At 30.7% G+C, this 25707-nt stretch carries 24 protein-coding genes and 1 other RNA gene; 16 read left to right on the top strand and 9 right to left on the bottom strand.

Annotated features, from left to right (window positions below; translation table 11 throughout):
* Positions 1 to 499: 499 nt before the first annotated feature.
* The 6 genes from FRY74_RS01545 (at position 500) to FRY74_RS13030 (ending at position 4974) form a co-directional block, all read left to right on the top strand.
* A complete protein-coding gene (locus FRY74_RS01545; protein ID WP_147097927.1) occupies positions 500 to 1240 on the top strand; it encodes an electron transfer flavoprotein subunit beta/FixA family protein in 741 nt (246 codons plus the stop codon).
* 26 nt (positions 1241 to 1266) lie between these two features.
* The gene (locus FRY74_RS01540; RefSeq protein ID WP_147097925.1) at positions 1267 to 2229 is read left to right on the top strand and encodes an electron transfer flavoprotein subunit alpha/FixB family protein; all 963 of its coding nucleotides are present in this window, start codon (positions 1267 to 1269) and stop codon (positions 2227 to 2229) included.
* Positions 2230 to 2278: 49 nt separating this feature from the next.
* Positions 2279 to 2902 carry a bifunctional nuclease family protein gene (locus tag FRY74_RS01535; RefSeq protein ID WP_147097923.1) on the top strand — a complete coding sequence of 208 codons (624 nt, stop codon included), beginning with the start codon at positions 2279 to 2281 and terminating at the stop codon, positions 2900 to 2902.
* An 8-nt stretch (positions 2903 to 2910) separates the two neighbouring features.
* Positions 2911 to 4218, top strand: a complete 1308-nt coding sequence (locus tag FRY74_RS01530) for a NupC/NupG family nucleoside CNT transporter (RefSeq protein ID WP_223265795.1) — start codon at positions 2911 to 2913, stop codon at positions 4216 to 4218.
* A 34-nt stretch (positions 4219 to 4252) separates the two neighbouring features.
* Positions 4253 to 4546 (top strand): hypothetical protein, encoded by a 294-nt coding sequence (locus tag FRY74_RS01525; RefSeq protein ID WP_147097922.1) that lies wholly within the window; start codon positions 4253 to 4255, stop codon positions 4544 to 4546.
* A 293-nt stretch (positions 4547 to 4839) separates the two neighbouring features.
* On the top strand, positions 4840 to 4974 hold the full coding sequence (locus FRY74_RS13030; RefSeq protein WP_262709493.1) for a hypothetical protein: 135 nt from the start codon (positions 4840 to 4842) through the stop codon (positions 4972 to 4974).
* On the opposite strand, the gene FRY74_RS01520 is transcribed toward FRY74_RS13030, so the two are convergent.
* Both FRY74_RS01520 and FRY74_RS01515 read right to left on the bottom strand, forming a co-directional pair.
* Complete coding sequence (locus FRY74_RS01520; RefSeq protein WP_147097920.1) at positions 4971 to 7073, bottom strand: tetratricopeptide repeat protein; 2103 nt, start codon at positions 7071 to 7073, stop codon at positions 4971 to 4973. The two genes, FRY74_RS13030 and FRY74_RS01520, sit on opposite strands and share 4 nt — an antisense overlap.
* A 346-nt stretch (positions 7074 to 7419) precedes the next feature.
* Entirely contained in the window at positions 7420 to 8331 is a 912-nt protein-coding gene (locus FRY74_RS01515) for an ion channel (RefSeq protein ID WP_147097919.1), read from the bottom strand.
* A 382-nt stretch (positions 8332 to 8713) separates the two neighbouring features.
* Between FRY74_RS01515 and FRY74_RS01510 the strand changes: the two genes are divergently transcribed.
* On the top strand, positions 8714 to 9223 hold the full coding sequence (locus FRY74_RS01510) for a lamin tail domain-containing protein (protein WP_147097917.1): 510 nt from the start codon (positions 8714 to 8716) through the stop codon (positions 9221 to 9223).
* A 141-nt stretch (positions 9224 to 9364) separates the two neighbouring features.
* Here the strand turns inward: FRY74_RS01510 and FRY74_RS01505 are convergent, their stop codons facing one another.
* Both FRY74_RS01505 and FRY74_RS01500 read right to left on the bottom strand, forming a co-directional pair.
* Positions 9365 to 10525, bottom strand: coding sequence for a M56 family metallopeptidase (locus tag FRY74_RS01505; RefSeq protein ID WP_147097916.1), 1161 nt, complete (start codon positions 10523 to 10525; stop codon positions 9365 to 9367).
* 3 nt (positions 10526 to 10528) lie between these two features.
* The gene (locus tag FRY74_RS01500) at positions 10529 to 10882 is read right to left on the bottom strand and encodes a BlaI/MecI/CopY family transcriptional regulator (RefSeq protein ID WP_147097914.1); all 354 of its coding nucleotides are present in this window, start codon (positions 10880 to 10882) and stop codon (positions 10529 to 10531) included.
* A 322-nt stretch (positions 10883 to 11204) separates the two neighbouring features.
* Between FRY74_RS01500 and FRY74_RS01495 the strand changes: the two genes are divergently transcribed.
* The 5 genes from FRY74_RS01495 to FRY74_RS01475 all read left to right on the top strand — a co-directional run bounded on the left by FRY74_RS01495 (position 11205) and on the right by FRY74_RS01475 (position 15063).
* Positions 11205 to 11534, top strand: a complete 330-nt coding sequence (locus tag FRY74_RS01495; protein WP_147097912.1) for a hypothetical protein — start codon at positions 11205 to 11207, stop codon at positions 11532 to 11534.
* 84 nt (positions 11535 to 11618) lie between these two features.
* Positions 11619 to 12284, top strand: a complete 666-nt coding sequence (locus FRY74_RS01490; RefSeq protein WP_147097911.1) for a tetratricopeptide repeat protein — start codon at positions 11619 to 11621, stop codon at positions 12282 to 12284.
* 73 nt (positions 12285 to 12357) lie between these two features.
* Complete coding sequence (locus tag FRY74_RS01485) at positions 12358 to 13644, top strand: cryptochrome/photolyase family protein (RefSeq protein WP_147097909.1); 1287 nt, start codon at positions 12358 to 12360, stop codon at positions 13642 to 13644.
* An 11-nt stretch (positions 13645 to 13655) separates the two neighbouring features.
* Positions 13656 to 14693, top strand: coding sequence for a DUF2452 domain-containing protein (locus FRY74_RS12960; RefSeq protein WP_147097908.1), 1038 nt, complete (start codon positions 13656 to 13658; stop codon positions 14691 to 14693).
* On the top strand, positions 14683 to 15063 hold the full coding sequence (locus FRY74_RS01475) for a glyoxalase (protein ID WP_147097907.1): 381 nt from the start codon (positions 14683 to 14685) through the stop codon (positions 15061 to 15063). Before FRY74_RS12960 ends, FRY74_RS01475 begins: the two co-directional genes overlap by 11 nt.
* On the opposite strand, the gene FRY74_RS01470 is transcribed toward FRY74_RS01475, so the two are convergent.
* From FRY74_RS01470 to FRY74_RS01460, 3 genes are all read right to left on the bottom strand, one after another.
* Positions 15060 to 17036: a tetratricopeptide repeat protein gene (locus tag FRY74_RS01470; RefSeq protein ID WP_147097905.1), complete on the bottom strand. Its 1977-nt coding sequence runs from the start codon at positions 17034 to 17036 to the stop codon at positions 15060 to 15062. The two genes, FRY74_RS01475 and FRY74_RS01470, sit on opposite strands and share 4 nt — an antisense overlap.
* 75 nt (positions 17037 to 17111) lie before the next feature.
* On the bottom strand, positions 17112 to 17435 hold the full coding sequence (locus FRY74_RS01465) for a DUF6370 family protein (RefSeq protein ID WP_147097904.1): 324 nt from the start codon (positions 17433 to 17435) through the stop codon (positions 17112 to 17114).
* A gap of 51 nt (positions 17436 to 17486) precedes the next feature.
* On the bottom strand, positions 17487 to 20855 hold the full coding sequence (locus FRY74_RS01460) for a methylmalonyl-CoA mutase family protein (protein ID WP_147097903.1): 3369 nt from the start codon (positions 20853 to 20855) through the stop codon (positions 17487 to 17489).
* Between the two features lie 175 nt (positions 20856 to 21030).
* Between FRY74_RS01460 and FRY74_RS01455 the strand changes: the two genes are divergently transcribed.
* Complete coding sequence (locus FRY74_RS01455) at positions 21031 to 21405, top strand: DUF7793 family protein (protein WP_147097901.1); 375 nt, start codon at positions 21031 to 21033, stop codon at positions 21403 to 21405.
* 9 nt (positions 21406 to 21414) lie between these two features.
* Positions 21415 to 21795 carry a DUF7793 family protein gene (locus FRY74_RS01450; protein WP_147097899.1) on the top strand — a complete coding sequence of 127 codons (381 nt, stop codon included), beginning with the start codon at positions 21415 to 21417 and terminating at the stop codon, positions 21793 to 21795.
* A gap of 69 nt (positions 21796 to 21864) precedes the next feature.
* Here FRY74_RS01450 and FRY74_RS01445 read toward each other — a convergent pair whose 3' ends face one another.
* Together FRY74_RS01445 and FRY74_RS01440 are read right to left on the bottom strand one after the other, a co-directional pair.
* Positions 21865 to 23112: a T9SS type A sorting domain-containing protein gene (locus FRY74_RS01445; protein ID WP_147097897.1), complete on the bottom strand. Its 1248-nt coding sequence runs from the start codon at positions 23110 to 23112 to the stop codon at positions 21865 to 21867.
* Positions 23113 to 23284: 172 nt separating this feature from the next.
* Positions 23285 to 24541, bottom strand: coding sequence for a T9SS type A sorting domain-containing protein (locus FRY74_RS01440; protein WP_147097895.1), 1257 nt, complete (start codon positions 24539 to 24541; stop codon positions 23285 to 23287).
* A 159-nt stretch (positions 24542 to 24700) separates the two neighbouring features.
* Here FRY74_RS01440 and FRY74_RS01435 point away from each other — a divergent pair, with 159 nt between their 5' ends.
* Positions 24701 to 25264: a Smr/MutS family protein gene (locus FRY74_RS01435; RefSeq protein ID WP_147097893.1), complete on the top strand. Its 564-nt coding sequence runs from the start codon at positions 24701 to 24703 to the stop codon at positions 25262 to 25264.
* A 31-nt stretch (positions 25265 to 25295) separates the two neighbouring features.
* An RNA gene (gene rnpB / locus FRY74_RS01430) (RNase P RNA component class A) lies at positions 25296 to 25657 on the top strand.
* Positions 25658 to 25707: the final 50 nt, after the last annotated feature.

Below are 25707 nucleotides of genomic sequence, written 5' to 3'. Positions count from 1 at the left end.
TATAAAATTTCAGTCTCCTCCAGGTGGGGTTGCATAATTAAAATTGTTATTAAAGTAAAAGTTCATCATGTTTTGTTTCAAAAAAAAAGCCTTTCAAAATTGAAAGGCTTTCGTAAATATTTTATATAAAATAACCTTTCGTCCTAGTTTTTAGGATTAAAATAAAAGTTATTATTAAAATTTGTTTTCATTATTTGTTTAGTTGATGAGGCAAAACTATATAAAAAATACTTTCAAAATAATTTTATTTCGTCAAAAATTATTTTAAAAAATTAAAAAGCCCTATTTGATATTTTTATAATAGTTAATGAGTTCTATTTTCTACAATTATTTTGTCAATTTAAAATCAAAATTTTAAACAAATTCTTATCAATTTTTTAAATTCTATTTTATGTTAAAAACATGTTAGTTATTGATGAGTATCATTTTTTTTATATGGGCTATTATTATTAATTTCGTTGCAGTCAAAACAATTATAAAACATATATAATATATAATTATGAAAATATTAGTTTGTATAAGTAAAGCTCCTGATACAACTGCTAAAATTGCCTTTACGGATGGTAATACGAAGTTTGATGAAAATGGAGTCCAATTTATTGTAAACCCTTACGATGAATGGTATGCATTAGTTAGAGGATTAGAGTTGAAAGAAGCAAATGGAGGTTCTGTTACTGTTTTAAATGTAGGAGGAGTTGAAAACGATCCTATTATTAGAAAAGCTTTAGCAATTGGTGCTGATGATGCAGTTAGAATTGATACTGTTGCTACAGATGCTCTTTCTGTTTCAAAACAAATTTCTAATTATGCTAAAGACAAAGGATTTGATTTAATATTTTTAGGAAAAGAGACTATTGATTATAATGGTTCTCAAGTTGGTGGAATGGTTGCCGAATTGTTAAACTTACCTTATGTTTCATTAGCAACTAAATTTGATGTAAATGGAGGAGTTGCAACAATTGAGAGAGATATTGAAGGTGGAGTTGAGGTTGTTGAAGTAACTGGAGCATTAGTTTTAAGTGCTGCAAAAGGAATGGCAGAAGCAAGAATACCTAACATGAGAGGGATTATGGCTGCAAGAACTAAACCTTTAGCTGTTGAGGCTGGAGTTGATGTTAATGCTGTGACTTCTATTAAAAACTTTGAATTGCTTCCTGCAAAATCAGCTTGTAAATTAGTTTCTGCTGATAATGTTGAAGAATTAGTTAGTTTATTACATAACGAAGCAAAAGCTATCTAAAATTAAGAACTTTAAAAAAGAAAATTATGTCAATTTTAATATATGCTGATTCAAACAATGGTGCTTTAACCAAAAATGCTTTTGAAGCAGTAAGTTATGGAGCTCAATTGGCTCAACAAACGGGAAGTTCAGCTGTAGCTATTGTTACAGGAACTGTTTCTGGTATTGAAGATTTAGGGAAATATGGTGTTTCAAAAGTATTACATGCTTCTGATGCATCTTTAGATAATTTTGACCCTCAAAAAATAACTCATGTGATAGCAGAAGCTGCAAAATCAGTTGGAGCAGATACTATTATTTTTTCTCATGATTATTCAGGTAAATCTGTTGCACCAAGATTAGCAGCAAAATTAGATGCTGGTTTAGTAACAGGAGCGATATCTTTACCGAATACTGATGGTGGGTTTATTGTTAAAAAAGCTGTTTTCTCAGGGAAAGCTTTCGCCTTTGTAGAAGTAAATTCAGCAACTAAAATTGTGTCAGTTTTACCAAATTCTATTGAAAAGAAAATAGGAGAAGGAAGTGCTACTGTTGAAGCTTTTTCAGTTGAAATTCCATCTACAAACTTAAAAGTAAAAGAAGTAAGAAAAGAATCTACAGAATTATCATTAACAGAAGCTGATATTGTAGTTTCTGCTGGTAGAGGATTAAAAGGACCAGAAAACTGGGGAATGATTGAGGAATTAGCTAAAGAATTAGGAGCAGCAACAGCTTGTTCTCGTCCAGTAGCAGATATTGGATGGAGACCTCACCATGAGCATGTTGGTCAAACTGGTTTTGCGATTCGTCCAAATTTATATTTTGCAATAGGTATTTCTGGAGCTATACAACATTTAGCAGGAGTTAATGGTAGTAAGGTAATTGTAGCGATTAACACTGACGCTGAAGCACCATTCTTTAAAGCTGCAGACTATGGAATAGTTGGAGATGCTTTTGAAGTTGTACCTAAATTAATAGAAGCAATTAAGAAATTAAAGGCTCAAAATTAGAAATTAACTAACCAAATAAGGGGGATGTAAAATCCCCCTTTTTACGTTGATGGAAAAGATAGAATTAGAAATAATAGGATTGTCATACAGTCAAACTCAAACTGGAGCTTATGCTTTAGTACTAGGGGAGAAAGTAGGGGCAAAAAGAAGACTTCCAATTATTATTGGAGGGTTTGAAGCACAAGCAATAGCTATAGAGTTAGAGTCTATGACGCCAAGTCGTCCATTAACTCATGATTTATTTAAAACTTTTTCAGATGCTTACGAAATTCATGTAAAAGAGATTATTATTTACAATCTTGTTGAAGGAATTTTTTATGCTAAATTAATTACAGAAAAGGATGGTAAAGAAGTTGAAATTGATACCAGAACATCAGATGCTATTGCTTTAGCTGTTCGTTTTAAATGTCCTATTTCAACTTATGAATTTATATTATCGAGTGCTGGAATTATTTTAGATGAATCTGCTTCTGATGATTCTTCTGATATAGAAAATCAAATTAATGAAATAGAAGATGAACTTACAGAGTCTGTTACTTCTCCTAAACCATTAAATTATTCTGATTTAACAAATGAAGAATTAAATGCTAGATTACAATCAGCTATTGATAATGAAGATTATGAAGAAGCATCTAAAATTAAAGAAGAAATAGATAAGCGTAACTCAAATTAAATAAGATTTTGACTCCATTATTAGCCATAAGTTTTACTGCTATTCTAAAAGGTATTTTAGGTATGGCTGTCTTAATAGGAATAGCATTTTTATTTAGTGATAATAAACGTAAAATTAATTGGCCATTAGTTGCTAAAGGTCTAGCCATACAATTTGTTTTTGCTATTTTAGTTTTAAAAGTCCCTTTTGTAGAAGAGGGCTTTGAATTTGTAAGTAAGATTTTTACAAAAGTTATTGGGTTTACCCAAGAGGGGACTATGTTTTTATTCAGGTCTTATGTTAGTGGTGAATTAGGTTCTTCGCTAATTAATTTTGTGATTATGGTTTTGCCTACGGTGATTTTCTTTTCTGCACTTACAAGTTTATTTTATTATTGGGGAATACTACAAAAAATAGTTTATGGTTTTGCCTGGGTAATGAAAAAAGCGATGAATTTATCTGGTGCTGAAAGTTTAGCAGCGGCAGGTAATATATTTTTAGGTCAGACTGAAGCACCTTTGTTAGTTAAACCTTATTTAGATAAAATGACTAATTCTGAGTTAATGTGTTTGATGAGTGGAGGTATGGCAACTATAGCAGGAGGAGTTTTAGCTGCTTACATTGGGTTTTTAGGTGGTGATGACCCTGTACAGCAAATCTATTTTGCAAAACACTTGTTGGCAGCATCCGTAATGTCAGCACCAGCTGCAGTAGTTGCGGCAAAAATATTAGTTCCAGAAACAGAAAAATTTGATAGTAACTTGATAATTTCAAAGGAAAAAATAGGTTCAAATGCATTAGAAGCAATTGCAAATGGAACATCTCAAGGAATAAGGTTAGCAGTAAATGTAGGTGGTATGTTATTAGTTTTTATTGCATTAATGGCAATGGGTAATTACATATTATTTAAACTAGGAGATTGGACAACAATAAACGATATGATTAGTTCTAATACTGCTTTTGATGGATTGTCTTTTCAATTTATATTAGGCTATATATTTGCACCAATTGCATGGCTTATGGGTGTCTGTTCAGAAGATATGGTGTTGGTTGGACAACTTCTTGGAGAAAAAACTATTCTGAATGAATTTGTTGCTTATGTTTCTTTAGGAGAAATGAAAATGGCTGGAAAATTTGCAGAAGAAAAATCTATAATAATGGCAACTTATATTCTTTGTGGGTTTGCCAATTTTGCATCTATTGGAATTCAAATAGGAGGTATAGGTGCATTAGCCCCATCTAAAAAAGGATTGCTTTCTCAATATGGATTTAAAGCATTAATAGGCGGTACTTTAGCCTCATTATTTACTGCTGTAGTAGTAGGTATGTTAATTTAATAGTTTTGAATTACTTAATTCAAAACATCTTTTAATGAATTACAAACACTTTTTATTAAGCTTTTTTTTTAGCTTCTCAAGTATATTTCTTTGCTATTCACAAGAATGGAAGAATTTAAAATCATATACAATTGAGACAGGAAATGAAATATTAGCTGCAGGAAATTGGCTAAAAAAAGATAGAAAAAAGAATACTATTGTTTGGAAAGAAGCTAATGCCTATAATATAGGTCTTGAAAAATCTTATTTAAAATATAAAAATATTCATCAAATTCATGATTTCTATATTTGGTTTGATGAGGTTAGAAAAGAAAAAAACATGAAATAAAGTGGGTAGGTATAGCAGATATAGCAGCTGGTAATTTATCAAAATTAGATAACCCATTTGTTAAAGCATTTGTTATAAATAATAAGGAGTTATTAAATTTTGCAAAACAAGGTTCTCAGGATGTTTTTAAATTTGCTTGGCTTAAATTAAAAGATGTATATTATTCAGATAATCCAATAAAAAATGAGAAAGCAAAGAGTTGGGATTATGAATATGGTAGAATAGAGCAGTGTGAGATTTTAAAAAACAACTATAATCAATTATCGGAAAAAGCTATAAAAAAACTCCAGAAGATGGCAAAAGGGAAAGGCATTTATCGTTTGGCGATTCCTAATGAGTTAAGGTTTAAAGGTGATATAAAAAACTGTGAAGATAGATTTAGTTATAGCATAAATACGTTGTTAGATTACTATACTAAAACTAACTAAACTTTAATACCAATTACACATACATCATCAATTTGCTCAAGATTACCTTTCCAATCTTCAAAGAAAGAATTTAATAAGTTTTTTTGTTCATTAAGTTCTTTGTTTGCTATTGATGCCAAGAAAGATTTAAAAGGTTTATATTTTATTTTTTTACCATTTGGACCTCCAAATTGGTCTGCAAATCCATCAGTAAATAAGTATATCAAATCATCTTTTTTTGCTTCTATTTTATGATTTGTATAAGGAATTAAATTTTCAGTAAAATTAATTGCTTGCCTATCGGCTTTGTATTCTCTAACTTCATTTTGTGAAATCACCCATAGGTTATTATTTGCTCCAGCCCACTCAATTTCATGATTAACAAGATTAATTTTTGCTAAAGATATATCCATTCCATCTCTCGAAGCTCCACTTTTTGTGTTTTGACTTAAGTCTTCTATTACCTTAGCTCTAAGATTGTCTAATATTTCAGCAGGAGACAAAATATTATTTACAGTATTAATACTATTTAAGAAACTTATTCCTAGCATACTCATTAATGCTCCAGGTACCCCATGACCAGTACAATCAGCTGCTGCTATATACATGAAGTTATCTTTTTCATAAGACCAATAAAAATCACCACTTACAATATCCTTTGGTTTAAAAAGAATAAAATGAGGAGGAACATTACTTGAAATATGTTCTTCTGATTGCAGTAGTGCTTGTTGAATGCGTTTAGCATATTTTACACTATCAGTAATATTAATTAAAGCTTCCTCAAGCTTTAAACTTTTATCTTCAATTTCTTTTTTCTGAATAGTAATTCTTTTATTAGCTTTCTTCTTATCATTTAGTGATTTTAGTATAACAATAGATAGAACAACTAATGCTACTAGTCCTATGCCAAAAGAGTAAGAGATTAACTTTTGTTCTTTAATTTCTATTTCATGTTCATGATCTTTTTTTACTTGAGCAAGTTCGTTTTCATGTAATTTTTTTTCAAACTCATACTGCATTCCAGCTTGAATTGTTTTATGTGTATTTTCTGTATTTTGAAGTGAGTCAACCATTTGATAATGCTCAATTAAAAGGCGGTATGATTTTTCGAATTCTTTTAAATCACGGTATTGGTTACTTAGCGAAAGCGAAGTGTTTTTAATTAGTTCAGGAGAGCCTATTGTTTTTGCTAAATTGTAAGCTTTATCTAAATAAGGCTGAGCACTTTGCTTATCTTGCTTTAACCTGTATATAACACCAATACTATTAAGTGTATTTACTAATCCGGCAGTATTATTTATCTCATTTTGAATTTTTTCAGACATTAGAAGATACTCTAAAGCTGTATCATATTCTTTTTGTTCACGATATATGCCAGCAATATTTATCAAGCATTGACCAATTCCAGGTTTATCATTTGTTTTTTTACGTTTAGCTAAACTTTTAAAGAAATATTCTTTTGCTTCATAATATTTTTGTTGAGAAAAGTATAATGATCCTAAATTGTTTAATGATACAGCTATACTCTTTTCATCGCCAATTTCTTCTTTTACTTTTAGGCCTTTTTCATAATATTCTAAAGCTTTTTCAAAATTATTTTGTTCATGGTAAAGCAAGCCAATGTTGTTTAAACATGCACCAACACTTCCCTTATCATTAAGTTTTTCAAGTAGTTTTAAACTTTTTATGTAGTTTTCTATTGCTTTCTCAATTAAGCCTTGTGATTGAAATATATAACCAATGTCATTATATGCAATAGCTTCTTTATTTTCTTCTCCTAATTCTTTAAATAAATCTATACTAATTAAATAATGCTCTAAAGCGTTCTTGTAATCTCCTAGATCGGTTAGAGAATATCCAATATTGTTATGAGCAACAGCTATTCCTTTTTTGTAATTTATTTTATCACTAATTAAGAAAGCTTCTCTAGAATAAGAAAGCGATAAATTAAAATCAGATGCAAAAAATTGTTCACTCATTATTAAGAGTGCATCAACTTTTTCTTTACCTGAAGAAGTATTTATTATATTTTTTAAGCTATCAACTTTAGTTTCACATTGAATATTTCCAATATTTAATAAAGAAATTAATAAGAAAAGGTATGAAGCTAATTTTGACACGTGGCTAAAATATAAAAAATAGGTAATAATTTTGGTTACTATTGTCTATTAATTTACTTTTTGATGATTTTATTAATCACAACATAAGTTCCAGTTCTACTTTGAGGATAAGATAGATTATCACTACAATGATCCCAAAAACCTTCTTTTATCTCCATGTCAACAGTTATGGCTTTGTTTACGATGAGTTTTTCTATAGCCCATATATTTTCCCATAATTCAGGAATGCAGTTAATAGCTAATTTTGGTTATGAAACTACTTGGTATATAATGGGAGGACTTTTACTCCTCTCAATTTTGTTTTTAGTTTGGTTAAGAAATATTATAAGAAAAGAAGAACTCTAATTTAGAGCTTTTCAAAATCACTTAATTTATCTAGTTGAATTACTGACTGTTTACCTTCGCTAAAACCAATTACAGAGATGAATTTTGCATTTGACACAATTTCTTCAGCTTTGTATGAAGTTCTTACATGTAAATCTTGACTATAAGATTCGTCATAAGCACTAAGCAGAATAACAATTTCGGCATTCCTTTCTATTATATCTTGATGAGTTAAACTATGCAATGGACTTTCTGTTGTAATTGGATGAACGATTGTCCAGCTAGTAACAAATAGACTAATTTTTTCCATCTCTAAATCAAGGGTATAAAACTTTCTTGAAACACCTTCTACTTGAGAATAAATAATTTTTGCTGAAGCATTGATAAGTTGGTTGTTTTTTGGATTTGCAACTCTAGCCATTAAACCAGTTATATCTTTATAAGGAGATATTAAAGCATTTTTAGAAAACATTATTTGTGGCTTAGGTTTTGAAAAACGACCATATAATAATCCAGTAGAAACGGAAAAGCTTAATAGACCTATAAAAGCTTCAAAACTTGCAATAAGGCTAATTGTTTTTCCAGTGGGATGCAAACCTCCATAGCCAACAGTTGTTAGGGTTTGAGCACTAAAGTAAAATGCGTCAAAAAAATTATTGTTAATTGTAGTTCCTTTTAAGCCATCTAATCCTACAAGTAAATAGAAGGAGGTGAAAATTAAATTAATGATAATAAAACCAACTAAAAGACAAGCAAAAAAACTAAATGAAGACATGTTGATTAAGGCATGAAAAAGATTAAATCTTTCAAAAAAACTCAATCCCTCTTTTTTAACATTGAACTTGCCTTCTTTTGTAATAAGTCTTTCTCCTTCGTTATTTATATTTGAACCAAAGCCACTATTAGATAATTCTTTTATTTTTTTTAATACCATTTTATTAGATTATTAAACTAAAATACGGTTTTCTGTTTTATTAGGATAAATTTAAATTGAGTTAACAGTACTTTAATCTTATAAAGAAAAGGTTAACAAAACCCTAAGGTAGGCTTTAAATATAACTGACAAACACCTCGTACTTTTGGAGTAAATAAAGGGCATGAAGTTAAACTACCATAAAAAAATAATGTATGATTATAAGTATGGCAATCATAGCAATTTGTGTAAAGAAGTTAAGCAAATCGAAAAAGACAAAAAGGAAATATCATTTGATAAGAAAGAAGTCAATTTTATCAAAAAAGGCTTATCAGAAAGAGGAAAATTTATTGAAACTATATCAAACCGATTTTTTAGGAATCTAAATTAATTAACAAAAAATATGAAACCATTATACCTGTTTATATACCTGTTTTTTTTCATTTTTAATAGTTGTATCTCTCAAACATTAGAAAAATATGAACCTCAACTTATAATTAAAACGATTATTCCTAAAGGTTCGATTTGCGAAAATGAGTTTGGAAATCAGGCTGATTGGATAGAAGTATATAATGATGGAGATATTGCTGTTGATTTGGGTCAATGTAAATGGTTTATAACTGATAATCCAAAACGGCCAAAGAAATATAGATTGCCGAACCAAATAATTGGACCAAAAAAATCAATTATAATATGGTGTGATGATGAAAATAGAGTAAGAAATCAAATTCATACTAACTTTAAGCTTTCATCCTATGGTGAAACAATAGTTTTAAGCTATAAAAGTGATGATGAATTATTAATAATAGATACTGTTAGTTATATGCCGTTAGATATAGATAGTCAAATGGCCATATTTAGAACAGATAAAGGTTTAGTTTATAGACAATTAAGTGCTGATAGGGAAAAGTAATTAGTTGTTTAGTTAATTATATAGTTTAGTTTAAGAAAGGCTTCAATGAAAATTGAGGCTTTTTTTTGATAAAATAAGGAGTTCTATAAATAGAACTCCCTTCTTAATCCAAGGACTAATTGTGCTTGGTGTGAATTATCTTTATAGTTGAAACATAATAGGCAACACTAATTTTACATTAACCTTTTTGCCTTCATGTTCACCAGGTGTCCAATTTGGCATTTTAGAAATAACTCTAGTTGCTTCTTTATCTAATTCAGAATTAACCGACTTTAAAACTTTCACGTTTTTTATTGCTCCTTCATCTCCAACAATAAATTCAATAAAAACTTTGCCTTCTATATTATCTTTTTTAGATTGTTCAGGATATTTAATTTCTTTCATTAAATAATTCATTAGCCCTTGTTGCCCCCCTTCAAATTCGGGCATTTTATCAACTTTTTCATATACCTTATCGGTATGTTGTAGTTTAGTTGTTTTTTCAGACATAACTTTTACCTCCTTATTGTTAAAGGCAAGTGTAGTTAATGCAATTACAGGCACAACTAAAGCGTATTTTAAAACGCTTAAACGGTTTGATTTTTTGGACTTCATCATAATAATTCTCCTTTTTATTAATGGTTTATAATTAAAATTGTTTGCTAACGCACTGCAATTCACACCAAGCAGTTGAGCAACAAGAATTGATGAATATTTATTTGATTTTTGTGAGGCAAATTTATCGGCAATAAATTCATGGTTACATTTTACCGAGTTTAGCCCCATCCATATAAAGGGATTCCACCACAGTAGAATTTTACTTAATTCGTATATCAATATGTCTAAAGAGTGTAATTGGTTTGAGTGAATTTGTTCATGGTGAAAAACAGCAGCTCTATCTTCTTTAGGAAGGTTTGTAGGGATATGAATGTATCCAAAAAAGGAAAAGGGTAAAACTTCAGTTATTTCTCCTTTATTAATTTGTTTAATAGTTTTGAGTGTTTTATATATTGAGAAAATTAGGCGAAAAAATAGCAAAGAGGCTATAGAAATGTAAGCTATTATTAATATGTAACTCCAATTAAATGAAGTGCTTTGTTTTGAGATGTTTGATAATTCTATGGTTGGTAAAATTGCTTGAAAATTACTAGAAACTGTAACGCTTGTTTTTATAATAGGAATAATAAAAGATAGGGGCAAAGAGAGTAAAAGATAAAATCGGTTTACTTGAAAATTAGTGTTGTTTCTGAAAAACAAAAAGTAAAACAAATAGAATAAACTATAAATAATACCTGTTTTTAATAAATAGAATAAACTTTCCATATTTTATTTTTTTAGTTCTTTTAGTAACTCATCAATTTGTTTAATATCCATTTTCTTTTCTTTCATGAAAAATGAAAGCATTGAAGAAGTAGAGCCCCCAAAAAAACTAGTTATTAAGTTATCAGTTTTTAAATTTTTATATTCTTCTTTTGAAATTATAGGGAAGTATTGATGAGTTTTCCCAAATGCTTCGTAGCCAACAAACTCTTTCTTTTCAAGTATTCTCACGATAGTAGAAACTGTATTGTATGCAGGTTTAGGGTCAGGTAATTCTGGCAGTATTTCTTTAACGAAACACTTTTTCTTTTGCCATATAATTAGCATTATTTGTTCTTCTGCTTTTGTTAATTCTTGCATGGTTCAAATGTATAACTAAATGTTTAGTTATACAACTATTCTTTTAGTTAAAGGTCGAATATTTTATAAAAAGGTGTTGTTTGATTTGTTTAACGTTTATTTTTTACCATTAGTAATTATAATAAACCATTCACATATTATTAAGGTATTTTTTTTACCTGATCTGTAACAATAATTGGTCTAGAGGCGTCATACTTACAAACAAATAAATTAAAATGTCTAAATCTACCAATTACCGAAAAATAGCATCCGTTCACCTAAAAATGATTTCGGAGGAAGGATTTAGGAAATACTTTTGAACTATAAATTAAAAATATAAAACATGAAAACATTAGCAATTACAATAGCAATTTTAACTTCAGGATTAATAAATAACACTTATGCTGGAGGCGGTAACTTTAATATTAAAGATAAGTTGCAAAAAGTAGTAAAATTTGAAAACAACAAATTACCAATTGAAAAAAATAAAACAGCATTTGTTAAAGTGAGTTTTAAAATTGATGCGCAAGGTAAGATTGAAATTATCGATACCAATTACTCTGATGAATTAGTTAAAGAACAATTGATGCTTAAATTAAATGAGCTTAAAATTGAAGAAAAACATGACCCTAATAAGGTTTACTATTACAACTTTACCTTTAAAAAAATGTAGTAATATTAGTTTAGTTAGTATAAAAAGCCTTTCTTTTTTAAGAGAGGCTTTTTTATTTATTGCATTTAAATGTATATTTATTATATGGAAAATAACGGACCGATAATATCAAGAGGAGATACTCCAAAAGATAAAGTAAGAAGGATATTGTTAATTATGGCAGCTTTCTTTTTTATTGCTTTTTATAGTATGTATACAGTTATTACATATCAAGATCAAGCTAATTATGAAAGTGAATTAACAGAGGATTGGATAGAGGATGAAAATAAATTAGCTGATATAATTAATGAATTACCATCTGAACAAACGGAGATAGAAGATAAGGGAGAAGAAGTAATTGAAGAAAAGCAAAAAGCTGATTTTTATTATAAACGAGCTCTTGAAAAAGAAAAATTAAAGGATTATAATGGGGCTGATGAGGATTATACCAAAACGATAAGTTTAGCTAAAAAGTACAGCTCTGAAATGTGGAATGCCTTAAATAATAGGGGGATAATAAGAGCTAAACAGTTTAAAAACTACAAAAGTGCTTTAAAGGATTTTACTCAAATTATAGAAACGGAAACAAATAGAGTTGATGGGAATATTAATTATACAAGATTAGAAGCTGGTTACAGTAATAGAGCGTTTGTAAAAAAAATGAGAGGAGATAAAGATGGTGCTTGCGATGATTTATATTTAGCCTTAGGAGTTAGTTCTGAAAGTTCTGTCAAATTTATTGAGGAGCAAATAAATAAAAACTGTTATTAATTAATAATTTGCTTTATACGTTACAGTTAAATTTTGTTTATCTTTGACTTTAAAAGATTAAACAAAAAAAATAATGGAGATTTCAGTTTGTTGGTTTAGAAGAGATTTAAGGTTAGAAGATAATACTGCACTTTATAATGCTTTGAATTCTGATTATGCTGTACTTCCCATTTTTATCTTTGATAAAGATATTCTTGAGGAATTGCCTCGAAATGATGCTCGAGTTAATTTTATTCATCAGCAATTAACTCAAATTAATAAGGAGCTTGGTAAATATAAAGGTTCATTAAAGATATATAACTCTTCGGTTGATGAAGCTTGGGAAGAATTAATAAAAGAATTTAATGTAAAAGAGGTTTACATTAATGAAGATTACGAGCCTTATGCAATGCAAAGAGATGAAAGGGTTGAACAATTTTTAGCATCTAAAAATATTCAACTTAAATCTTTTACAGATCAAGTAGTATTTAAGCCAAAACAAATTTTAAAAGATGATGGTTTACCTTATACGGTTTATACACCTTATAAAAACAAATGGTTAAAACATTTTGAGTTAAACAAGCCTCAAGTATTACCGACTCCTAATTTAGAAAACTTATATTCAAGTAATTTTAATTTTCCGAGTTTATCTGATATAGGTTTTAAACCATCAACAATACAAGTAGAAGATTTTAACCTTAAACAGTTAGGTAATTATGAACAAACTAGAGATGTCCCCCATTTAAACGGAACAAGCTATTTAGGTCCTCATTTGCGTTTTGGGACAGTGAGTGTTCGTTCAATAATTAGTCAGCTAAAACCTTCCGACCATGTTTTTTTAAGTGAATTGATATGGAGAGAATTTTTTATTCAAATATTAGTTCATTTTCCGAGGGTTGTAAATGAAAATTTTAAGAGTAAATACAATGGCATAGTATGGAGAAACAACGAAGATGAATTTTCTCGTTGGTGCGAAGGTAAAACAGGTTACCCAATAGTTGATGCGGGGATGAGACAATTAAATGAGACAGGATATATGCACAATAGAGTGAGGATGGTAACAGCCAGTTTTTTGTGTAAACATTTATTAATTGATTGGCGATGGGGAGAAGCCTATTTTGCTGAAAAATTACTAGATTATGAGTTGGCTTCCAATAATGGAAATTGGCAGTGGTCTTCGGGAACAGGTTGCGATGCAGCACCTTATTTTAGAGTGTTTAATCCAACTTCACAAACACAAAGGTTTGACCCTGATATGAAATACATTAAAAAGTGGGTGCCAGAATTAAATGAACTAACTTATACTCCAATGGTTGATCATAAAATGGCAAGAGAAAGAGCACTGCGAACATATAAAACCGGTTTAGAAAGTTTTATTTAAAAAAAAATAACATGAAAATTGAATTGTCGGATTTAATGGAGTGGGATGAACGTTATCGTTTAAAGTTTGTTAATTCTCTATCAGGCTATAAAGGTGTGCACTTAATTGGTACTCAAAACAAGAATAAAGAAACCAACTTAGCTATTTTTAATTCCATAGTTCATATTGGCTCTTCGCCACCATTAATAGGCTTTATAATGCGACCACTAACAGTTGAGCGGAATACCTATAACAATATAAAGGAAACAAGATATTACACGATTAATCATGTTCATAAATCATTTTTAAAAAAGGCACATTATACATCGGCGAAATTTCCTACTGATGTTTCAGAATTTGAGGCATGTAACTTAACCCCTGAATATTCGAATTCCTTTTCAGCCCCTTTTGTAGGTGAAAGCACAATAAAATTAGGGTTAAAACTTATTGATGATAAGGAAATTCAAGTAAATGGAACTCGATTAATTATTGGAGAAGTTCAAGAAGTATTTATTGATGAAAATTATATAGAAGAAGATGGTCAAATTGATTTAGCATTGTCGAACGATGTTTGTGTAACGGGATTAAATCAATATTCGAGTGTAAATAAGTTTAAAAACATACCTTATGCAAGAGTAGAGGAGGCTCCTAATTTTAAACAAAAAGAACGCCCAGATAACGTTGTTTTTGATGATGAAACTCAAACATATAATGCAAACTTATTGCCCTATGGAACAAATATAGGCGCACCTAGTATTCAGGCATCAGGAGTTTCTACATGGATTAATACCAGTGTAACTAGTTTCAACCATACCTTTAAAAACAAAATTGAATTAATAAAAAGTGATTATCAAGCTTTGATTAATGAATATGAAATAAATGATATGCTTTATAAAGCAGATATGAGTTTTGAACCCATTGTTGGAAAAGTATATCATCTCTATTTTTCTGATAAAAAAGGCAAGAATTTTCTTTCATTGATTCCTCCATCGAGTTGGAAAATGGAGCATATTGGTTCTTATGTGTTGAATAATGATAAAACTTGGAAAAAGGTAATAGATGAATCTTGATAGAAAAAAAATAAGACCAATAATAAAAGGGTTAAAGCTAAATGAAAATATGAGTGCTGAAGAGCAGTTTCAGAACAGTACTTTAAGGCCAATAATAAAGATGCAACATGATTTATTGGTTGTTTATTTTAAAAATTACCTTATTGCTAAAAAATGCAATTTTAGTGCGTTATCAGAACTAAAAAAGTTCGAGTTTATTACTTCAGCATTTAGCAAAGACAATTCTTTTAAAGCAGAACTTAAAGGATTGGTTATTGGGCAATTTACTGTTGATGAATTTAAAGTTTATATTACTACCAAAAACGATTACAATAAGCGAATCTTAGCAATGATAAAACAGCGTTTAGAGAGTGTGAAGGAAGTATTCTAGATTCTAACTCCAATAACACAAATATCATCTAGTTGATCTAAATTACCTTTCCATTCTTCAAAAGATTTATCAATCAGTTCTCGTTGCTTTTCTATATCCTCCTTTTGAATGGATAATAGTAGTTTTTTAAAGTTTACCGTTTTTAATTTTTTACCTTTTTCTCCGCCAAACTGGTCGGCGTAGCCATCAGAGAAGATATAAATAGTATCACCTTCATTAAGTTCTATGGTATGAGTAGTGTAGGGTTGAGGTTCAGAATATTTACCAATAGGTTGTTTGTCGGCTTTTATTTCTTCTACTTCAGTGGCATCTTTTCTAATAATCCATAAAGGGTTATTAGCACCCGCATATTTTAAAGTATTTCCTTCCAACGAGCATAAAGCGATGTCCATTCCATCCTTTACATCATCTTCGCTTTTCTCAAACTCTTCTATTACAATTTCACGGGTTTTATTCAATATTTCAGCAGGGTCAGTTAATCCATTTTCTCTAACCGATCTATTTAACCCATTATTACAAACCACACTAACCATTGCACCTGGAACACCATGTCCTGTGCAATCGCAGGCAGCAAAAAGTACTTTGTTTTCTTTATGTTCTAACCAATAAAAGTCTCCAGCAACAATGTCTTTAGGTTTGTAAAGAATAAAACTTTTTTGAAGGTATTCTTTCACAATTTTTTGAGGTGGTAAAATGGCAGATTGAATTCTTTTCGCATAGTGAATACTATCTGTTATTTCTATATTTTTTTCTTCAAGGGTAAGACGTTGCTGTTCAATTTCAATATTTTTAATACTTAGGGCATCATTGTCTTTTCTTTTTAAATTCCAGCCATAGATTAAGATTAGAATAATTAAGATACCAAATATGATCACGTAGATGTATAGTTTCTTTTCTACTTTTTTCTTTTCAAGAGCAGCATCTTGTTCATTTAATTTTGCTTGTTGCAATTCTATTTCTTGTTGTTTTTTTTCATTCTGATATTTTGCCTCGAGCTCAGTAATTTGTTTGTTTTTTTCTTCGTTAAATATTGAATCATTTAAGATCTCTGATTCTTTTAGAGAGAAATAAGCATTTTTAAAATTGTTTTGAGATTCGTAAATAAGTGATAATGATTTTTGCGTTTGAGCAATAAGGAGTTTAGCTTCTTGTTGCTTTGCAATTTCAACACCTTCTTTTAAATGTTTTTCAGCATCCGAAATTTTACCCATTTCTTGTTCTAAAGTTCCAAGGTTAATTAAGGTTGAAACAATTCCGAATCGATCACCCGATAATCTATCCATTTTAAGTGCCTCTTCAAACTTTTTAAGCGCTCCTTTAGAGTCTCCAATTGTTACCAATAACTCACCTAAATTATTTAAGGTTAAGGCTTGACCATATAAATCTTCCATTTCTAAACTTAAATCATATGCTTTATTGTAGTATAACTGAGCACTATCTGTTTCATTTAATTGAATTAGCACAGTACCAATGTTGTTATAGGTCATTAAAACACCTTGGAGTAAATCTAATTCCTTACATAGTTGATTTGATTTTTTGTAATAGTTTAAAGCTGACGACCAATTTTGTAGTGTTTTATAGATAATTCCTAAATCATTATAAACACTGGCTTTATAGCGGTTGTTAGGTTCACCTATTTGCTCATGAATTTTCAGTGCAATATGCTGGTAAATAGCAGCTTCGTTAAAATTTCCTTTGTTTTTTTCTAAAACACCAAGTTGGGTATGAAATCGTGCATAAAATGTAGATAAAGTATCATTAGTTTTTTTTAGGATTGCTAAAGCTTCATCAACATATTTTTTAGATTTTAAAGGCTCTTGGTAAGTTAATTCTCGTGATAAATTAAATAGTATTGAAATTTTACCACTATCATTTAAACTAGGAAGAACACTAATTAAACTATCAATATTTGACGATTTTGCCTTGATTGAAAAAAGCAAAATTAGAACGATTATAAAAGCAATTTTTTTCATCTTTCTAAGATAATTAAATGAGACAATAAAAAAATATTTTTTTTAGATAGAGATGAAACGGAAGTAAAATAAAGCCTATTTTTTCTTCTTATCAGGTAGCAAAGCAAAAGACTTAGCGTTAAAACGGTTGCCTTTAAAAGTGCCTTGAACCTCTGCTTTTCGGGTTACTTTACACATCCCATTAGCGTTGTGTTCATTGCCATGGTCTTGTAATGTACTACCATCTACCCAATAATATTTGCCAGCAACTTGTATAGCCAGCGCACAACCAGTTGGCGAACTCATATTGAAATTACAAGTGCCGCAGGCTGCTATAACTTTATAGGTATTTTCTTTTTTTTGAGCTTGAGTTGTTAAGCTTAATAATACAACAGAAATAAGTAATACTATATTTTTCATAAAGTTAAAAGTAATGTTTTTGGCTTCATATAAAATTTAGTTGGAATAAATTTACATATTCCTTCTATATTGCCCACCTACCATAAACAATGCATCTGTAATTTGTCCTAAAGAGCAATATTTACTGGCTTCCATTAATAGTTCAAACACGTTTTCGTTTTGTACAGCTGCTTTTTGCAGTTTGCTTAATTGCTCGGCTACAACATTTTCGTTGCCTTTGTGCAATTGCTCCAACATGTTTATTTGGTATTGCTTTTCTTCTTCAGTAGCACGTATTACCTCTTTAGGGGTAACCGTTGGCGAGCCTTTACTGCTTAAGAAAGTATTTACACCAATAATTGGGAACTCACCATTATGTTTTAGTGTTTCGTAATACAAGCTTTCTTCTTGTATTTTACTACGTTGGTACATCGTTTCCATAGCACCTAATACACCGCCACGCTCGGTAATTCTATCAAATTCAGTTAATACTGCTTCTTCAACCAAGTCGGTTAATTCTTCAATAATAAACGCTCCTTGTATAGGGTTTTCGTTTTTCGCTAATCCTAACTCACGGTTAATAATTAACTGTATTGCCATTGCTCTACGTACACTTTCTTCGGTAGGTGTTGTAATGGCTTCGTCATAAGCATTGGTGTGTAACGAGTTACAGTTGTCGTAAATCGCATACAAGGCTTGTAGCGTTGTTCTTATATCGTTAAAGTCAATCTCTTGAGCGTGTAAGCTTCGTCCACTAGTTTGTATGTGGTATTTTAGCATTTGTGCTCTTGGGTTGGCTCCGTATTTTTTCGCTAAGGCTTTTGCCCAAATTCTTCGAGCAACTCGTCCAATTACAGCATATTCAGGGTCAATACCATTACTAAAGAAAAAAGATAGGTTAGGACCAAAAGCATTAATGTCCATTCCTCTACTTAGGTAATATTCTACATAAGTAAATCCGTTACTTAATGTTAACGCCAATTGTGTAATTGGGTTGGCACCAGCTTCGGCAATGTGGTAACCACTAATCGATACCGAGTAGAAATTACGTACACCATTTTCAATAAAATATTCTTGTACATCTCCCATTAAACGCAATGCAAACTCGGTTGAGAAAATACACGTGTTTTGTGCTTGATCTTCTTTTAAAATATCGGCTTGTACAGTTCCTCTAACTTTGGTTAGGGTTTCTGTTTTAATTTTTTCGTAAACATCGGCTGGTAAAACCTGGTCGCCAGTTACACCCAATAACATTAAACCTAAGCCATCGTTACCTTGAGGTAATTCGCCTTGGTAGGCTGGGCGAGTAGTTCCTTTTGCTTTGTAAATAGCAGCAATTTTTACTTCTACTTCTTTTTCTAAACCATTTTCTTTGATGTATTTCTCACAGTTTTGGTCGATGGCAGCATTCATAAAAAAGCCAAGCAACATTGGTGCTGGACCGTTTATGGTCATACTAACCGAAGTTAAAGCATGAGATAAATCGAAACCAGAATACAATTTTTTAGCATCATCTAAACAACAGATAGAAACACCTGAGTTACCAATTTTACCGTAAATATCTGGTCTTAAATCTGGGTCGTTTCCGTAAAGGGTTACCGAATCGAAAGCAGTACTTAATCGCTTAGCAGGCATTCCTAAACTTACGTAGTGGAAACGTCTGTTAGTACGTTCTGGTCCACCTTCACCAGCAAACATACGTGTTGGGTCTTCACCTTCACGTTTAAATGGGAATAAACCTGCTGTGTAAGGAAATTCGCCAGGTACATTTTCTTGTAAGCTCCAACGCAATACATCGCCCCAACCTTTGTATTTTGGTAAGGCAACTTTAGGTATTTGTAAGTGCGATAAACTTTCCGAATGTGTTTCGATAGAAAGTTCTTTGTCTCTTACTTTAAACTTGTAAACAGGGTCTTTATATTTTTGTACTTTTTCTTCCCATTGCTCAATAATAAGCATATTCTTAGGGTCGAAATCTAGTTTTATTTTATCAAAAGTAGCTTGCAATACTTTTTTTACATCTTCTTCGCTATCGCTTAAAGTAGCTATAGTTCTTGTAATTGCATCTAACTTATCGGCAAGTGCAACTTGTTCGTTTACCCATTTATCATAACCTCTATTGTTTTCCGATATTTCAGATAAATAACGTGTTCTGCTTGGAGGTATTACAAATATCTTTTCAGACATTTCTTGGGTAATTTCAAAACTCGATTTTAATTCAGTGTTTGTTTTCTCAACCAATTTATCCATTATCACTTTGTATAATGAATTCATTCCAGGGTCGTTAAACTGAGAAGCAATTGTTCCGTAAACTGGAACTTGTTCGTCAGGTATTTCAAATTGATTGTGATTACGTCTGTATTGTTTTTTCACATCTCTAACCGCATCTAAAGCACCACGTTTGTCAAATTTGTTGATGGCAATAACATCAGCAAAATCAAGCATATCGATTTTTTCTAGCTGAGTTGCGGCACCAAATTCTGGTGTCATTACATACAGAGAAACATCAGAGTGGTCCATAATTTCTGTATCAGACTGACCAATACCAGAAGTTTCTAAAATAATTAAATCGTATTCCGCAGCTTTTAAAATTTGTAAGGCTTCAGCAACATGTTTAGATAAAGCTAAATTACTTTGACGAGTAGCCAACGAACGCATGTAAACTCTATCGTTTTTAATGGCATTCATTCTAATTCTATCTCCCAATAAAGCTCCTCCAGTTTTACGTTTAGAAGGATCTACAGAAACAATAGCAATGGTTTTATCTTGAAAATCGATTAAAAAACGACGAACCAATTCATCTACTAAAGATGATTTACCCGCTCCACCAGTACCTGTAATTCCAAGTACAGGAGTTTTAACCGTTGTAGCCATGTCATGAACTTTGTCCATGTCAGCTTTACTTTCTTCTGGGAAGTTTTCAGCAGCAGAAATTAACTTAGCAATCGATTTAACATCTTTTTCTTTTAAATGATTTACTTCTCCATTTAAATTAGCTCCAGTTGGAAAATCGCACAACTGAATCATATCATTTATCATTCCTTGTAAGCCCATTTCACGCCCATCATCCGGATGATAAATTCTTGTAATACCGTATTCTTGTAATTCTTTAATTTCTTCAGGTAAGATAGTTCCACCACCACCAGCAAATATTTTTATGTGCTCGCATCCTCTCTCTTTTAACAAATCGAACATGTATTTCAAATACTCAACATGTCCACCTTGGTATGAAGTCATTGCAATTGCATTTGCATCTTCTTCAATAGCACAGTTTACAACTTCTTCTACACTTCTATCATGCCCTAAATGAATTACCTCGCAACCAGTTGCTTGAATAATTCTTCGCATAATGTTAATTGCAGCATCGTGGCCATCAAAAAGACTGGCAGCAGTTACAATTCTTACTTTATTTTTAGGGATGTATTTTTCGATTTGTTCCATATCTATTCTTGTTCTAAAGCGTTGCGAATTTACGATTTTTGAGCTGTTTTTATAATAAAAATGCTCAAGAAATTCTATGTTGAAAAATAATAAATCAATTGATTTTAGACGTATGAAATGTTTGTTTTGTCGATATTTTTTATAAATTAGTCTTTTTTGTGTGTAGTTATTCAGTATGGTAGAAACAAAAACGGCTAATATTTACATTAAAGATAATATCGTTTACCTTATTTATAAGGAGCAAGCAGATGTTGGTATTTCTGAAATTGAAGAGAATATTAGTGTTAAAACAAACATACAAGAAGGCAAAAAAATGAAAACCTTAGTAGATGTAACTAAAGTATGGCATTATTCGGATGAAGCAAGAAAAATTGTAAGTAGTGAAAGATTTAAAAGTATAACGATTGCAATGGCTGTAGTAGTGGGTTATTCTTTGCCTATAAAAATGGTTGCTAATTTTTTTATGAAAATAAATAAACCTCTTACGCCTACTAAGCTTTTTAGTGATAGAGAAAAAGCTAAAGAATGGTTAGATAATTTTGAATATTAATTGAAGTTCATGGTAAATAAAGATATAATAGAAACGTCGATTGGGAATCATTTTATTCAAGATGATGTTCTTTATATTGTTTTTAAAGAAGGTGCAGATGTTTGTATTGACTGTATGAAGGAGAGTAAAAAAGCGCGGTTATTATTACAGAATAATCAAAAAATGAAAATTTTAGTTGATTCAAGAGGGTTGTTTAATATAACAAAAGAAGCTAGAGATTATGCTGCTGAAGACAGACATGCAGATTTAAGTATAGCCATGGCATTAGTTTCAGATTCTCTTCCTACAAAATTGATGATGAATTTCTTTATCAAATTTAATCGGCCTAAAACACCAACCAAAATGTTTACTGATGTAGATAAAGCATTGGAATGGTTAAATATTCATTAAAATAAATCTTAAGTATCATAAAAAAAAGCCGCTCATTTGAGCGGCTTTTTTATTTGAATTCGTGTTGTGTTATTGTTTAATAATTTTAACAGTTTTTGTTGGAGTATTTTCATTGTTAATTGAAACGAAATATACACCAGCTTTTAAGCTTTCTGTAGAAATAGAGAAGTTAGTATTAGATAAGTTATTTTTACTAATAACTAATTTTCCAGTTAAATCGAAAATGTTGATAGAAGAATTCACTTCTAAACCATTAATGTTTAATAAATTATTTACAGGATTAGGATATAATTGAACTGTAGTATTGCTATTTTCATTTATTCCAGTACAAATGTCAGCAGTTCCAGTTTGTGATTCAGAACAAAGAGCAACAGATCTCCAGCCTTGTAATCCAGCTAGTAAAGTAACCGTATAAGTACCGCTTGTTGCATAAGTGTGATTTGGATTTTCTTGGTAAATTAAAGTAGCATCTTCACCAAAATTGTAAACGTATGAAGTATCAGTATTTCCTAAAAATGCAGCTAAGCTATACATTCTGTCATTTAAAATAGGAGAAGAAGTATTTGTAACAGAAATGTTTCCTCCACCAGTAGTTGGCAAACAACCATCAACTGTAAAATCAACAGTTACATCATAAGAAACGTATGGTTGAATATAAATGTCTGCATCATAAAGTGTACCTCCAAGTGATAAAGCATAAGATCTTGTCCATGTTCCAAAAAGATTAGCAGAAGATAACCATTCTTGAGCTCCATCCGCAGCCTGGTAGCTATTACTAACAATACCAACTCCATTAGCAGAATTATTGTCTACAACAATTACATACGGTTGATTTACAACAACAGGAGAAGTGAAGTTAACAGTTTTTTCTAAGACAGCTAAGGCTCCACCACCAAATGAAGTATCAACAGGAACAGAAACAGCTGCTAAAGGAGCTCCGGTAGGCATTGAATCAGCTCCAGCTAAATAAATCTCTACATTAACATTTGTAGAAATACCTCCTGTAGCATCAACTTTGTAAGCATAAAAAGTTGCTCCATATACAGTTATTGATTGAGGAGCATTGTAATATTGAGATACAGCTCTAGCTGAAGTCGCATTATTTAAGTTTAATGCAGCTAAACCAGTTGCTTTTGCATAAGAATAATCTATTGTGTCATTATCACAAGTTACAGTTCCTTTAGCTGTTGTTGATATTTTACTTTCATATTTATCAAATTTGAAAGTTTTGTCGATAGATTGTAATTGATTGTTTGTTTGTGCGAAAGCAGAAAATGTTGTTCCAATCACAAATAAAGATAGTAAAGTTTTTTTCATAATTATTTTTTTTTAGTTTTTTTAAAAGTAACTAGTTTAGTTTAAAAATAAAATGTTTGTTAAATTTCAAAAGTAATTGTGATTTATTATTAAATTATTTTAAGTTATTAGAAATGATTAAGCAAAAAAAAAGCCGCTCATTTGAGCGGCTTTTTTAGTTGTTTTGTGTTTATTACTGCTTAACAACTAGCTGAGTGTGGTTACTTCCATCAACTGAATTTACTTTAACGATATAAACTCCTTTTGCTAAATGAGAAAGGTTAATATTAGTTATGTATGAATTTGCTTGTTCAGTTAAAACTACTTTTCCAAGTGAGTTAATTACAGATATAGTTGTACCATTTACCTCTTTAATAGAAACATTAATTTCATCGTTAAAAGGGTTTGGATAGATACTTGCATCTAATGTATTTCCATTAACTTCTGCAATACTAACGGTAGTATTACAGCTTTTTTGATTTGGAAGTTGTAAGTTGCTTGGATTACAATCTAAAATATTATACAAGAACATTGCTAAACTATCTTTATTATTAGCCATTATATTAGCATCACCAGCAAAAGGAGGGTGGTTTCCTCCAGTATATTCATCTAAATGATTGTATATTCCTAAATTATTTAATCTATCTTTCATTAGGCCACTTCCATATAAAAATACAGGAGTAAAACCATTTAGAGGTTGACCATAACCGTATTGAACAGTATTGTCGGTGTATGCATGAGATCCGTACCATGGAACATCATTTTCTTCAATCCAGCTAGTATCCGCTACGCCTCCAGCAAAGCCAAAAGTACCATTACTTCTTGAGCAATATCCGGGATTTCCACTATTACCTTCAATACCACCAACTTCGGTTGCCCAAGTTTGCCATTGAGGGCTTAATTCGGAAATATCATCATTATAAGTTAAATTGATTCCTAATATTCCACCAGCAGAAGTTCCTCCTATAAAAATTTGTTCTGGATTAACTTTGTATGTATTTGTAGTTGCAGCGTCTTGTTTAAAAAAACGAATAGCAGCTCTACCATCTTGAATCGCCATTAATACAACTTTTGCAGTTGTTTCTTCTGCAATTAAAGAGAATGCACTTGTTGCAAGTCTATAGTTAATAGAAGCACATACATATCCTTTTTTTGCCATTTCTGTTGCAAAAAATACTTGATCAGCATCATTTTTTGTTCCAGCAGAAAATGATCCTCCGTGTGCAAAAATGATAACAGGCCTATTTGAGGCAGTATCTCCTTGAGGTTGATAAATATCCATGTCAAGGTTTATAGTTGTACCATTTAAGTTTTGATTACTACCGTATTGAACAGTAGTAACATCAACATTGGTAAAAATGTCAGCTTGATATCTGCCGTCGCATTGAGCAATAGCTTGATACCCAGAGAAAATTAATAATGCGGTTGCTAAGGAGTAAATTTTTTTCATAGTTAATTCAGAATTAATTGTTGAAGAATGGATTTATTGTGTTTTTAAATATTGTGTTGGTGTTAAATATACGAAATATTGTTAATTATAAAAGAGCAAATCCAACCAATAGTTTTATGATTGTTAGGATTTTAAATTAGTTGTTTACTTTTGTTATTTATGAGTCTAGTGGTAGGTAATAAAGTCAAATTTTTAAATGAAAACCTTGAAGGGATAGTGAAATCTGTCCTTCAAAATGGTAAGGTTACTGTGGAGGCTAACAATGGTTTTGATTATGAATTATCGGTTAATGAATTAATAGTTATAAATCAAGACAATACTCATTCTTATTTACTAGACGAGAAGCAGGTAAAGGATAGAATCAAACTATTTAAACCTGAAAAAAATGTAAGTGAAGGTTTTTTGGGAAAATATACAACCACTACAAAATATCAGTTTGAAAAAATTATTGAAATAGATTTGCATCTAGAAGAACTGGTTGAATTTCCAATGAGATTAGATGATTGGCAACGATTACATACTCAAATGGGCCATGCTAAAAAATGTTTAAACGCGGCTTTTAATCAGAAAATAAGAAAACTTGTTTTTATTCATGGCGTTGGCACTGGCGTTTTAAAAACAGAACTAAGAAATTATTTGGCTGAATTTGAAAATCTTTCATTCAAAGATGCTGATTACAGAGAGTATGGTTCTGGAGCTACAGAAGTATTTATTAAACAATAAAGAAATCAAAAATTTATTTATATAAATTTGCAGTACAAATCGTTCTATCGCGTTACACTTTTTGTGTAATGAGGAAAGTCCGGACAGCAAAGAGCATCTAACCCGGGGAAACGCGGGGTGCAGAAATGTAACAGCTAGTGCAGCAGAAAATATACCGCCACACATTGTGTGGTAAGGGTGAAAAGGTGAGGTAAGAGCTCACCAGTTATAATAGTAATATTGTAAGCTTGGTAAACCTTTAGAGCTGAAAGATCAAATAAACCAAGGCTTGAGGGTTGCTCGCCCAATCTTGGAGGGTAGATCGAATGAGGGTAGAGGCAACTTTACTCCCAGATAAATGATAGAATTCCGATTTATCGGGAACAGAAACTGGCTTATAGATTTGTATTTTATAATAAAGCATCTTGATTTTCAAGGTGCTTTTTATGTTAAATACGATGTTT

Origin of the sequence: Vicingus serpentipes (genome assembly GCF_007993035.1) — a bacterium.
GTDB classification, from domain to species: Bacteria; Bacteroidota; Bacteroidia; order Flavobacteriales_E; family Vicingaceae; genus Vicingus; species Vicingus serpentipes.
The sequence above is the reverse complement of the archived record's forward strand: the minus strand, read 5'-3'. Positions and strand labels throughout refer to the sequence as shown.